6 protein-coding genes are annotated in these 13,164 nt (G+C 74.8%); 2 read left to right on the forward strand and 4 right to left on the reverse strand.

The features are described 5' to 3' along the window. Positions 1-19: 19 nt before the first annotated feature. On the reverse strand, positions 20-1,279 hold the full coding sequence (locus AB0M03_RS02995) for a serine/threonine-protein kinase (protein ID WP_363487704.1): 1,260 nt from the start codon (positions 1,277-1,279) through the stop codon (positions 20-22). 158 nt (positions 1,280-1,437) lie between these two features. Beyond that, positions 1,438-3,234, reverse strand: a complete 1,797-nt coding sequence (locus AB0M03_RS03000; RefSeq protein WP_363487706.1) for a protein kinase — start codon at positions 3,232-3,234, stop codon at positions 1,438-1,440. A gap of 291 nt (positions 3,235-3,525) precedes the next feature. Here AB0M03_RS03000 and AB0M03_RS03005 point away from each other — a divergent pair, with 291 nt between their 5' ends. Further along, positions 3,526-6,279 carry an FHA domain-containing protein gene (locus tag AB0M03_RS03005; RefSeq protein ID WP_363487708.1) on the forward strand — a complete coding sequence of 918 codons (2,754 nt, stop codon included), beginning with the start codon at positions 3,526-3,528 and terminating at the stop codon, positions 6,277-6,279. Between the two features lie 54 nt (positions 6,280-6,333). On the opposite strand, the gene AB0M03_RS03010 is transcribed toward AB0M03_RS03005, so the two are convergent. Beyond that, positions 6,334-6,972 carry an HD domain-containing protein gene (locus tag AB0M03_RS03010; protein ID WP_363487710.1) on the reverse strand — a complete coding sequence of 213 codons (639 nt, stop codon included), beginning with the start codon at positions 6,970-6,972 and terminating at the stop codon, positions 6,334-6,336. Positions 6,973-7,043: 71 nt separating this feature from the next. Between AB0M03_RS03010 and AB0M03_RS03015 the strand changes: the two genes are divergently transcribed. Then, positions 7,044-8,078 carry a helix-turn-helix domain-containing protein gene (locus AB0M03_RS03015; protein WP_363487712.1) on the forward strand — a complete coding sequence of 345 codons (1,035 nt, stop codon included), beginning with the start codon at positions 7,044-7,046 and terminating at the stop codon, positions 8,076-8,078. 21 nt (positions 8,079-8,099) lie between these two features. Here the strand turns inward: AB0M03_RS03015 and AB0M03_RS03020 are convergent, their stop codons facing one another. Further along, positions 8,100-13,040 carry an NAD-glutamate dehydrogenase gene (locus tag AB0M03_RS03020; protein ID WP_363487714.1) on the reverse strand — a complete coding sequence of 1,647 codons (4,941 nt, stop codon included), beginning with the start codon at positions 13,038-13,040 and terminating at the stop codon, positions 8,100-8,102. Positions 13,041-13,164: the final 124 nt, after the last annotated feature.

Here is a 13,164-nt window from a genome sequence, read left to right on the forward strand (position 1 = left end):
GTTCGCGGAGACCGTTCGGCTACACCGGGGGGCCGGGGGTCGCCGCAGGCACTCCGAGCAGGGCGTGTACGGCCCCCGCGGCGGGTGGTTCGGCGGCGAAGGCGCTGTACGCGGCGGCGGCGCCGGCGAGCAGCAGCACGGTGGCGATCAGCACCGCCAGCATCCGGCGGCGGCGCACCAGGCGGCGGCGCCGGTGGCTGGTCACCGGGGCCGCCGAGCGCTGGGCCCGGGACTCGGCCGCGTAGGAGGCGAGCTCCTGCGGGGAGGGGCGGCGCAGGCTGGTGTGGGTGTCGCGGGTGGAGTCCGGCGAGGGGGCGGGGACGAGCGGCACGGCCGGGCCGCGCCGGCGGCGGTGGGTGCCGGTGCCGGCGTCGATCTCGGCGTAGACGGCCTCGCCCGGGGTGGGGACGTCCTCGGCCGGGCCGCGCTGGGCCGGGACGGCGAGCGGCGGCAGGCCGGCCAGCACCGGCAGCTGCTCGCGCAGCCGGGAGGCCAGCTCGGCGGCGCGCAGCCGGGAGGCGGGGGCCTTGGCCAGGCATTCGGAGATGATCCGCCACAGGCCGTCCGGCATGCCGGGGACGGGCGGGACGCTCTCGGTGACGTGGCGGCGCAGCACGGCGCCGGTGTGGCCGCCGCCGAAGGGGGTGAAGCCGGCCAGCAGCTCGTACAGCACGGTGGCGAGGGCGTAGATGTCGACGGCGGCGCGCGGCTCCAGGCCCTCGATGATCTCGGGGGCGAGGTAGTCGGGGGTGCCGATGATCCGGGTGGCCCGGGTGCGGCGGGGGGCGTCGACGAGGCGGGCGATGCCGAAGTCGGTGAGCTTGGCGCGGGGGGCGCCACCGGGGCCGGGCGGGGCGGCGAGGTCGAGCAGCACGTTCTCGGGCTTCACGTCGCGGTGGACGATGCCGGCGGCGTGGGCGGCGGCCAGGCCGTCGGCGACGTCGGCGATCACCGAGGCGGCGGCCAGCGGGGGGAGCGCGCCCTCGCGCTCCAGCCGGGTGCGCAGGTCGGTGCCCTGGACGAGGTCCATGACCAGGGCGAGGTCGCTGCCGTCGACCACCATGTCGTGCACGCCGACCACCCGGGGGTGGTCGAGGCTGGTGAGGGCGGCGCGCTCCTGGACGAAGCGGCCGACCAGGACCTGGTCGGAGGCCAGGTCCTCGCGCAGCAACTTGACGGCCACCGGCCCGTCCGGGCCCTCGCCGAGCCAGACGGTGCCGGCGGAACCCCGGCCGATCACCTGGTGGACGGTGTAGCGGCTGCCGATCTTGCGTGCCAATGCTGCTCCGTGGGCTCGGTAGGTCGGTGCTCGACGACCAACCTACGCGCCCGGGAGGCCTCCGGGGGGCGCCGGAGGCCTCCCGGAGCAGGTCGAATCACGGAAAATTCGTGAATTGTCGACAAAGCGCCAAAATCGCAACCTGCCGGTCCGTCAGGTCACTGGCTCCCGGTCAGTCCGCTCACCCAGTCGCTCGCCTGACCGAACCAGGTCTTGACGTTCTCCCAGTACACCGGCAGGTCGGTGAAGTTCCACAGCGCCACCGCCGCGATCGCCAGGATCAGCAGCACCATCAGGCAGCCCTTGAGGCAGCCGAGGCCCGGGATGTACATCCGGTTGCGGCTGCGCGGGCGGGGCTCCCGCCGCGGGGCCGGCTCGCGGCGCTGCGGCGGCGCGGGCGGCTCCGCCCGGCGCTGCGGGGCCGGCTCCTGGCGGCGGGCCGGCGCGGGCGGCTGCGGCGGCGGGTAGGCCTGCGGGGCCGGTGCCGCCTGGTACGGCTGGGGGGCGGGTGCGGCCTGGTACGGCTGCGGCGCGGCCGGCGGGGGCTGCCGGTAGCCCTGCGGGGGCTGCGGCGGGTTCTGCCGGGCCTGGTACGGCGGCGGGGCCACCGGCGGCCGCTGGGAGTAGCCGCCCTGCCCGCGGCCCTGCGGCGGCTGCTGGGCGGGGCGGCCCTGCGGCGGCCGGCCCTGCGGGGCCTGGTACGGCTGCGGCGCGACCTGGGGGCTGCCCAGCTCCTCCGGGTCGAAGTAGCCGATCTGGGTCTGCTGGTTGCGGTCCCGGGCGGCCCGCAGCTGGGTCTGCCACGGGTGCGGCGCCTCGGGCTCGCCGGGCGGCGCGGTGGGCGGCAGCGGGGGCATCACCCGGGTGCGGTCGGCCGCACCGGCGGGCGGCGGCGCCATCACCTGGGTGCGGTCCTCGGCTCCCGGAGAAGCGAAGGCCTGGGTGGCGGCGGCCGGGTCGAAGCCGCGGGAGGGCAGCACCTGGGTGGCGTCGGCCGAGCCGGCGAACGCGGCGGGCGCAGCCGCGGCGGCGGCCAGGGCCGGGTCGGGCAGCAGCAGGTCGCCGACGGCGAGCGCGGCCTCCACGGCGTCGGGCGAGGAGTGCACGCCGACACCGGCGGCGACCACCCGCAGGGCCTCGGCCAGCGAGGTCGAGGTGGGGCGCTCGGCCGGGTTCTTGCGCAGGCAGCGCTCGATGACCGTCCACAGCGGCTCGGGCAGCGAGCGGGGCCGCTCGGGCTCCTGCGCGAGGTGCGCCTGGAGCACCGCGATCGGCCCGTCGCCCTGGAACGGCGGGCGGCCGGTGACCAGCTCGTACAGCATGATGCCGGCGCCGTACACGTCGACCGCGGCGGTCTGCGGGCGGCCCTCGGCGGACTCCGGGGCGACGTAGGCGGGCGTGCCGACGAACTCGTGGGTGCGGGTGATGCCCGGGGAGTCGGCGAGGCGGGCGATCCCGAAGTCGGTGAGCATCGGGTGCATCTGCTCGGTGCCGTCCGGGCCGGCCGTGGTGGCCAGCAGCACGTTGGCCGGCTTCAGGTCGCGGTGGACGACGCCGTCCGCGTGGCTGGCCGCGAGCGCGTCGGCGATCTGCGCCATCAGCAGCGCGCCGGCGATCGGGCTGAGCGGGCCGTTGGAGCGCAGGTAGCGGAAGAGGTCGGGGCCCTCGACGAGGTCCATCACCAGGGCGAGCAGCTCGCCCTCCACCACCAGGTCGCGCACCCGGACGATGTTCGGGTGGGTCAGGCGCAGCAGCACCGAGCGCTCCCGCAGGAAGCGCATCACCACGTCCGGGTCGGTGGCCAGCTCCTCGCGCAGCACCTTGACCGCGACCGCGCGGCCGGGCTCCAGGCCGGGCACGGCCGCGTCGTCGCGGACCCGGCCGCGGAAGACCGTACCGGTGGCCCCGCGCCCGAGGCTCTCCTCGATCAGATACTTGCTGCCGACCGGCCGCACCTGTACTCCTGTGGTCGCTCGGCCCGCTGCCCGACGGGATCGGACAGGGTGGCCACGATTTCGCGGTTTTCGCAAACTCTAACGGTGACCGGGCGGCTTGCCGAGGCGAGCGCACCGCATGCCGGCCGGAAGTCTCCGGGCCGACCCCTGGGGGCGGCCCGGACTGACGTATCGTCGGCCCGGTCCCGGGCGATGATCGCAAGATCGTCAAATCCGGTACCGTGCCCGGACTGTCGCTCCAGGGTGGCAGGATGGCAGGCACCACACGTGTGCAGAAGGGACCCGGGCGAGATGCAGATCCGGCTCACCGTCCTTCGACCGCGCAGCGGCCCGGCCGGCGCCGGATCGTCCACGGACGTGCTGGTCACGGCCCCCTCCGGTACGGCGCTCGGCGCAGTCGCCGGCGCGCTCGCGGGCGCGGCGGGCGTGCGCGGCCCGCGCTCCGCCACGCACGTGCAGCTGTACGCCGGGGCGGACCGGGTGGACGACCAGGCGCTGCTCGGCCGTCCCCCGCTGATCGACGGGGCGGTGCTCTCCCTCGGCGAGCCCGATCCGGACACCGAGCCCGACGAGCTGCCCGCCGCCGCCGAGCTGCGGGTCGTCGGCGGCCCGGACGCCGGCGGCGTGCACCGCCTGCACGGCGAGGAGATCAGGGTCGGCCGCTCCAGCGAGGCCGACGTCCCGCTCGACGACCCGGACGTCTCCCGCCTGCACCTGGCCCTGCACCTGGCCGACGGCACGGTCGCCGTCCGGGACCTCGGCTCCACCAACGGCACCCTGCTCGACGGCCGCTGGCTGCGCGACGACAGCGCGGAGCTCCCCGACGGCGGCCTCGTCCGGCTCGGCGAGTCCACCCTGCAGCTGACCCGCCAGGACATCGGGGGGAAATCCGGGTCGCGCCCGGCCGCGCCGGACGGCGAAGGCCACCTCCAGCTCCCCGAGCGGCCCACCGCGCGCACCGCCGCCGCCGCCCCGCCGCCGCCCCCGGTCGCCCCGCACGTGCCCGGCGGGCGCGGCCGCGGCCTGCTCTCGCTGCGGCGCAGCCGCACCGCACCACCGCCCGCCCCCGAGGCGGCCGCCCAGCACGCCGCCGCCCGCACCCGGCAGGCCGCCGCCCGGCGCGAGCGCTGGCCCGACCCGGCCGCCCTGCTGCTCGCCGCGCTCGGCCACGGCACCCGGCTGTGGGAGCGCACCCCGGCCCACCCCGACGCCCTCGCCCTGCGGCTCGGCACCGCCGACCGGCCCGGCGGGTCCGGCACCGCCCCGGGCACCCTGCTGCCCGCCGTCCCGGTCGCCGTCGACCTGCAGAGCGCCGGCAGCCTCGGCCTGGCCGGCCCCCGCCCCCGGCTGGCCGGGCTGACCCGCGCCCTGCTCGCCCAGCTGGCCGTCCTGCACCCGCCGAGCGGCCTCGCCCTGGTCGTGGTCGCGGGGGACGAGGAACGCGCCGCGGACTGGCACTGGACGATGTGGCTGCCCCACCTGCGCCCCGGCCAGGGCCAGGACTGCCGGCTGTTGGTCGGCTTCGGCTCCGAGCAGGCGGAGGCCAGGCTCGCCGAGCTCGCCGCCGCCCCGGCCGGCCCGGAGGCCACCGTCGTCCTCGTCGACGGCGACCCGGGCACTCCGGCCGCCCGGGAGGGCCTCGCCCTGCTGCTGCGGCAGGGCCCGGCCGTCGGCGTCTTCCCGGTCTGCCTCGCGGACACCGCCGACGACCTCCCCGAGGGCGTCGGCGCCCGGGCCGTGGTGACCGGCGAGGTCGCCACCCGGCTCACCGTCGACCTGCCCGCGGGCGGCACCCGGGAGCGGATCGAGGACGTCGCCCTGGACGCCGTCCCGGTCGCCTGGGCGGAGCGCCTGGCCAGGGCCCTCGCCCCGCTGCGCGAGGCCGCCCCGGTCTCCCGGGGCCCGCTGCCGGACGCGCTGCGCCTGCTCGACCTGCTGCGTCTGGAGGCGGTCACCCCGTCGAAGCTCTCGGAGCGCTGGGCGGATCTGCCGGACGGCCCCGGTGCGGCGACGGCCCTGCTGGGCACCGCCCGGGACGGCCTGTGCACCGTCGACCTCGCCGACGCCGACGCCCCCGAGGGCCACGGCGCCGACGGCGGGCCGCACGTGCTGATCGGCGGCGCGGCCGGCTCCGGCAAGACCGAACTGCTGCGGACGCTGGTCGCCTCGCTCGCCGTGGCGGAGCGCCCGGAGCGGCTGGAGATCACCGTCGTGGAGTCCCGCTCCCCCGCCGACCGCGACCCGGCGGCCGGCCTGCGGGCCTGCACCGACCTGCCGCACGTCACCGCGCACCTGGACGCCGCCGCCGACCCGCGGCAGGCCATGCTCACCGCCGAGGGCCTGCTGGACGAGCTGGCGCACCGCGAGACGCTGCTCGACGGCCGGGACTTCACCGCCTGGCACACCGCGCGGATACTCCGGAAGGCCCCCGCGCTGGTCACCGCGGGCGGTCCCGCCGGCCGGGCCGCGACCGCGGCCGCCCGGGTCGTCGAGCAGCGCACCGCACCCGACGACGCACCGGCGCCCGCCCGGCAGGAGCTGCCCCGGATGGTGGTGGTCGTCGACGACCTCGACGCCCTGTACGCGCCGACCTCCCCGGCCGGCCGGCCGCTGTCCCGGGCGCTCGCCGCCGTCGCCGAACGCGGCGGGCGGCTCGGCATGCACCTGGTCGCCGCGACCGGCGCACCGGACCGCACGGTCGGCACCGAGATCGACGAGGCCGCCCAGGTCCGGATCGCGCTGCGCACCGACCACCCGGCCGAGTCCGACCAGCTGATCCACCTGCCGGACGCGGCGGCGCTGCCCGAGGAGACCCCGGGCCGCGGCTACCTGCGGCGCCCGGACGGCGGAGTGACGGCCTTCCAGACCGCCCGGGTCAGCGGCCGGATCCCGCGGACGTCGACACTGCGGCCGACCGTCGTCGCGATAGACCCGCTGCAGCTCGGCCTGCCGCCGACCCGCCGCCCGGTGCGCGAGCTGGGCAACGGCCCCACCGACCTGGCGCTGCTGGCCAGCGCCCTGCAGCGGGCGGCCGCCCAGGGCTGACGACCGGCCCGCGCGCGGTGCTCACCCGTACGGGTGCTCGCCCCTCCCGGGCACTCACTCGCCCCAGCGGGAGAAGGCCGCCGTCAGCTCCAGCTCGGTGGGGTGCCCGGCCTCGCCCCGCTCGCGGGCGAGCTCGCCGGGGAGGCTGTACCGGGGTGCGGTCAGCGCGCCCCGGCCCGCGTGCCGGACGATCTCGTCGACCAGCGAGGCAACCATCCGCAGACGCGGGTGGCGGTCGTGGATCTCCCGGCCCTGGGCGTCGGTGACGGCGTCGGTGCCGCGCCCGAAGTCCATGCCGATGCCGGCCCGGGTCAGGCGGGTGAGCGGCCCGCGGCGCTCGGCGATGCCGGGCGAGGAGTGCAGGGCGATCGCCTCCCACACCAGGTCGGCGCCGGCCGCGCCCACCCCGTGGTCGGTGAGGAACGCGGCCGCCATGTCGGCGCCCTCGACCTCGAACCGCTGCACGCCCTCCGCCTTCGGCGAGGTGCCGAGGTCGTGCATGGCGCAGGCGTGGAACAGCAGGTCCGGGTCGAAGTCGGCGCCGGGCCGCATCCCCTCGTGCTCGGCGTGCAGCATCGCGAAGACGTAGCTGCGGAAGCTGTGGTTGGCCACCGATTCGGTGACGTGGGCACGGACGTGCTCGATCGTGCGGAGGGCCAGGGGCGTGCCGGGGAGTTCGGGAACGGAAGTCATGTTTCGACCGTAGTGAGCCGGGCCGCCGCGCGGTCAGTGGCACGAATGCCACGTGCCGATAGGATCGTGCCATGTCCGAGGCCCCCGCACCGCACCGGATCGTCGTGCTCGCCCTGCCCGGCGTGCTGGCGCTCGACTACGGCATCCCCGTCCAGACCTTCGGCAACTGGGACGGCACCTACACCCTGACGGTGTGCACCGAGACGCCCGGGCCGGTGCCCGTCGAGGGCGGGCCCGCACTGCTGGTCGAACACGGGCTGGAGGCACTGGCCTCGGCGGACACCGTCGTCGTGCCCGGCCAGGCCCGGCCCGGGCCGCCGTCGGAACCGGTGCGCGCCGCCCTGGCCGCGGCCGCCGCCCGCGGCACCCGGATGGTCTCCATCTGCACCGGCGCCTTCGTCCTGGCCGGCACCGGCCTGCTGGACGGCCGGCGGGCCACCACACACTGGCAGCACACGGCCGAACTCGCCCGGGCGCACCCCGAGGTGACGGTGGAGGAGGACGTGCTCTACGTCGACGAGGGCGACGTGCTGACCTCGGCCGGCGTGGCGGCGGGCATCGACCTGTGCCTGCACATCGTCCGCCGGGACTCCGGGGCGGCGGCCGCGAACCGGCGGGCCCGGTCGCTGGTGGCCGCGCCGCACCGCACCGGCGGCCAGGCCCAGTACATCGACCGGCCGGCCCCGGCCGCCCGCTCCGGGCCGCTGGACGGCGTCCGGGCGTGGGCGCTGCGGCACCTGGACGAGCCGCTCACCGTGGACCGGCTGGCCCGCGAGGCCTGCCTGTCCCGGCGCACGCTGATCCGGCGGTTCCACGAGGAGACCGGGATGCCGCCGATGCAGTGGCTGCTGGAAGCCCGGATCGACCGCGCCCGGGAGCTGTTGGAGGGCTCCGACGCCCCCATGGAGACCGTCGCCCGCCGGTCCGGCCTGGGCACCCCGGCCAACCTCCGGACCCTCTTCCGCCGCCAGGTCGGCGTTCCCCCGAGTGCCTACCGCGACACCTTCAGGACGCGGACGGCCGAACGGGGGCGCGGGGAACCGCGCGGACCGGAAGGCTCGATGCCGAACCTTCCGACGCACGCGGTTCCCCGCGCCCCCGAGTAGCCCGTCCGGGCCCGGTGGCCGTCAGCGGCCGGTGCGCAGCAGGGTGCGGATCACCCGCATCGCGACCGAGAGGCTGGACAGCTCGTAGTTGTCCGAACCCCTTATGTCGTCGAGGGTGGTCTTGGCCCGGCTCAGCAGGGTGCCGTTGAGGTCGGACCAGGCCCGGTAGCGGTCCTCGGGCGAGGAGCCCTCGGGGCCGCAGGCCAGCACGTCCGCGGTGAGCGCCGCGTGCGCCGCGAAGAGGTCCTCGCGGATGGCCGCACGGGCCATCGAGGACCAGCGGTCGGTCCGCGGGAGCTCGATGATGCGGTCGAGCAGGTGGGTGATCTGCAGGCGGTCGGCGAGGTCGTAGTAGAGCTCGGCGACCTCCATGACGTCCGCCTCGGAGCGGTCCGCGACGCCGACGATGTCGAGCGTCGGGAAGGCCGAGGAGAGACCGGCGATCCGGGTGGCCAGGGCGTCCGGCACGCCGGCGCCGGCGAGCTCCTCGTAGATCGAGTCGAACCAGGCCGCGTCCTCGCCGCGGAGCGGCTTGGGCAGGCTGTCCCAGACCTGGTTGACGCGGTCGTGGAAGAACTCGATGGTGCCGGCGATGTCCAGCGGCTGGCGGCGGTTGTTGAGCATCCACCGGGTGGCGCGCTCGACGAGCCGGCGGACGTGCAGGCGCATCTTGGTCTGCACCCGGGCACCGACCCGGGTGTCCAGGTGCTCGATCTCGTCCCAGAGCTGCTCCAGGCCGAAGACGGCGCGGGCCGCCGCGTGGGTGCGGGCGATCTCCTCCATCGTCGCGCCGGTCTCCTCGCGGAGCCGGAAGGCGAAGGTGCAGCCGCCGCGGTTGATCGTGTCGTTGACGATCAGGGTGGTGATGATCTCCCGGCGCAGCGGGTGGTTGTCGATCGCGTCGGCGAACCGGGCCCGCAGCGCGCTCGGGAAGTACTGGTGCAGCGCGGAGCGGAAGTACGGGTCGTCGGGCAGCTCGGTGGCGAGCAGCTCGTCGGCCAGCGTGATCTTGGTGTAGGCGAGCAGGACGGACAGCTCGGGCTGGGAGAGCCCGCGGCCGGTCTGCTGGCGCTCGCGGATCTGCTTCTCGGTGGGCAGGAACTCCAGGGCCCGGTCGAGCTGCCCGGCGGACTCCAGCCGGCTGATCATGCGGGCGTGCACGTTGACCATGCTGGTCGCCTGGGCGACGGCGTTGGCGAGCACCACGTTCTGCGCGTAGTTGTTGCGCAGGACGAGGCGGCCGACCTCGTCGGTCATCTCGGCGAGCAGGGCGTTGCGCTGCTTGACCGTCATGTCACCGTCGGCGACGACCTGGTTGAGCAGGATCTTGATGTTCACCTCGTGGTCGGAGGTGTCCACGCCGGCCGAGTTGTCGATGGCGTCGGTGTTGATCCAGCCGCCGGTGTTCTCGGGGCCGCCGTTCGCGGCGAACTCGATGCGGCCGAGCTGGGTGCAGCCCAGGTTGCCGCCCTCGCCGATGACCCGGGCGCGGACCTGGTTGCCGTCGACCCGGATGGCGTCGTTGGCCTTGTCGCCGACCTCGGCGTTGGTCTCGGTGGAGGCCTTGACGTAGGTGCCGATGCCGCCGTTCCAGAACAGGTCGACGGGCGCCTGCAGGATGGCCTTCATCAGCTCGGCCGGGGTGAGCTTGGCCTGCTGGATGCCGAGGCGCTCGCGGACCTGCGGGGAGAGCTGGATCGCCTTGGCGGTGCGCGGGAAGACGCCGCCGCCGGCGGAGATCAGCGACTTGTCGTAGTCGTCCCAGGAGCTGCGCGGCAGGTCGAACAGTCGGCGGCGCTCGGCGTAGGAGACCGCCGCCTCCGGGTTCGGGTCGAGGAAGATGTGCCGGTGGTCGAAGGCGGCGACCAGGCGGATGTGCTCGCTGAGCAGCATGCCGTTGCCGAAGACGTCGCCGGACATGTCGCCGATGCCGACGACGGTGAAGTCCTCGGACTGGGTGTCGACGCCGAGTTCGCGGAAGTTGCGCTTGACGGACTCCCAGGCGCCGCGGGCGGTGATGCCCATGCCCTTGTGGTCGTAGCCGGCGGAGCCGCCGGAGGCGAAGGCGTCGCCCAGCCAGAAGCCGTACGCCTCGGCGACGCCGTTGGCGATGTCGGAGAAGGTGGCGGTGCCCTTGTCGGCGGCGACGACGAGGTAGGTGTCGTCCTCGTCGTGGCGGACGACGTCGACCGGGTGGACGACCTCGCCGCCCCTGAGGTTGTCGGTGATGTCGAGCAGCGCCGAGATGAAGGTCTTGTACGAGGCGATGCCCTCGGCGAGCCAGGCTTCGCGGTCCACCGCCGGGTCCGGCAGCTGCTTGGCGACGAAGCCGCCCTTGGCACCGACCGGGACGATGACGGTGTTCTTGACCATCTGGGCCTTGACCAGGCCGAGGATCTCGGTGCGGAAGTCCTCGCGGCGGTCGGACCAGCGCAGGCCGCCTCGGGCGACCTTGCCGAACCGCAGGTGGACGCCCTCGACGCGGGGCGAGTACACCCAGATCTCGAAGGCGGGGCGCGGCGCGGGGAGGTCCGGGATGGCCTTGGGGTCGAACTTCATCGACACGTAGGAGTGCCAGGCGCCGTCATCGGCGTGCTGGAAGAAGTTCGTCCGCAGGGTGGCCTTGATCAGGTGCAGGAAGGAGCGCAGGATGCGGTCCTCGTCGAGCGAGGCGACCTCGTCGAGCGCGCCGTCCAGCTCCTCCATCAGGCCCTCGGTCAGCTCGTCGGCGCCCAGCCGGTGGCTGGGGCTGAGCCGGGCCTCGAAGAGGTTGACCAGCAGGCGGGTGGTGTGGGCGTTGTTGCGGAGCGCGTCCTCCATGTAGTCCTGGGAGAAGGTGCTCCCGGCCTGGCGGAGGTACTTGGCGTAGGCGCGCAGCACCGTGGCCTGGCGCCAGGTCAGGCCGGCGGTGAGGACGAGGCCGTTGAAGCCGTCGTTCTCGGCCTTGCCCGTCCAGGTGGCGGAGAAGGCCTCCTGGAAGCGCTCGCGGGCCTCGTCGGTGAGCTCGGTGGCCTCGCGCAGCCGCAGGCCGAAGTCGTACACCCACGCGGTGGTGCCGTCGGAGCGGCGCAGCGCGTAGGGGTGCTCGTCGAGGACCTCGACGCCGAGGCGCTGCAGCACCGGCAGGACCTCGGTGAGCGAGATCGGCCCGCCGACCCGGTAGATCTTGAAGCGGCGCTCGTCGTCGCCGGCGCCGACCGGCTGGTACAGGTTGAGCCGGAAGTCGCCCTCGCCCTGCAGGGACTCGATCTGCTTGAGGTCGGCGACGGCGGTGCGGGCGGTGAAGTCCGCGCGGTAGCCGTCGGGGAAGGCGTTGCCGTAGCGGTGGGACAGCTCGGCGGCGCGCTCCTCGCCCAGCTCGATGTGCAGCTGGTCGTTGAAGCCGTCCATCCAGAAGCGGGCGGCCTCGGCGAGCTTGGCCTCGATCCGCTCGACCTCGGCGTCGGTGAGCTGGGGCAGCTCGGTGCCGGGGGCGACGCGGACGACGAAGTGCAGGCGGGTGAGGACCGACTCGGTGGCGTACACCGTGTAGTCGATCGCGTGGCCGCTGAGCTCCTCCTTGAGGATCTCGGTCAGGCGCAGCCGGATGCGGGTGGTGTAGCGGTCGCGCGGCAGGTAGACCAGCGCGGAGAAGTAGCGCCCGTACTCGTCCTGACGGAGGAACAGCCGCAGCCGGCGGCGCTCCTGCAGGTAGAGGACGTTGGTGGCGATCGCCTGGAGCTCCGCGGCCGGGGTCTGGAACATCTCGTCCCGGGGGAAGGTCTCCAGGATCTGCAGCAGGTCGCGGCCGTCGTGGCTGTCGCCGGAGAAGCCGGAGCCGGAGACTACCTCCTGGACCTTGCGGCGGACGACCGGGATGCGGGTGACCGACTCGGTGTACGCGGCGGAGGAGAACAGGCCGAGGAAGCGGCGCTCGCCGACGACCTCGCCGTTGGCGTCGAACTTCTTCACGCCGACGTAGTCGAGGTAGGCGGGGCGGTGCACGGTGGCGCGGCTGTTGGCCTTGGTGAGCACGAGGAGCTTCTTCTCGTGCGCCTTGGCGCGGACGGGGGCCGAGAGCCGGCCGAAGGCCTCGCTGACCGGGTGGTGGTCGCTGTCGTGGCTCAGCGGGTCGGCCCGCAGGATGCCGAGGCCGGTGCCGGCGACGGCCTTGAGGACCTCCTCGCCCTGGTGCTCGACCAGGTCGTACTCGCGGTAGCCGAGGAAGGTGAAGTGGTCGTCGGCCAGCCAGCGCATGAGCTCCCAGGCCTCGCCGACCTCCTGCTCGGGCAGGTGGGCCGGGGGCTGCTCGGCGAGCTCGTCGGCCAGGCGCAGCGCGGAGTCGCGCATCTTGGACCAGTCCTCGACGACCTCGCGGACGTCGCCGAGGATGCGGCGCAGGTTGGTCTCGATCGAGCGGAGGTCCGCCCGGTCGGTCTCCCGGTCGATCTCGATGTGCATCCAGGACTCGACGACGGCGTCGGCGGGCCACTCGGCGCCGGCGGCCTGGCTGCGCGAGCAGGCGTCGATGTCGAGGATCTCCAGCAGCTTGCCGGTGATGTCGCGGCGGACGGCCAGCTGGGGGTGGACCACCAGGTGGATGCCGCGGTCGAGGCGGGTCAGCTCGTTGGTGACGGAGTCGACGAGGAAGGGCATGTCGTCGGTGACGACCTCGACCACGGTGTGGCCGCAGGACCAGCCGTTCTCCTCGACGGTCGGGGTGTGCACCCGGACCTCTGCCGTCCCCTGGGGCCGCTTGAGGCCGAGCCGGTAGTGGGAGGCGGCCGCGCCGTACACGTCGACCGGGTCGCGGTCGACGAGGTCCTCGGGCGCGGTGTGGAGGTAGTAGTGGTGCAGGTACGTGGCCAGAGCGCCGTTGCTCAGCCCCTCCCCTGGCGCCGCTCCCCCCACCTGGCTGTTCTCAGCGGCTGCTGCTGCCTTCGTGAGCAGTTCGGCCTTGGCTGCGTCCAGCTTGGTCTGCATGGCTGTTTGGCTCCTGTCGCGCGCCGTTGCGTGACTCGGTGATGACTGGGTGTGCACCGCCGGGTCCGTCCGCCATACTCGCGTATCCAAGGGCGAAAACCGCTCGTGCCACGCATGAGAAGCC

The sequence above is a fragment of the Kitasatospora sp. NPDC051914 genome, assembly GCF_040680995.1.
Classification (GTDB): Bacteria; Actinomycetota; Actinomycetes; order Streptomycetales; family Streptomycetaceae; genus Kitasatospora.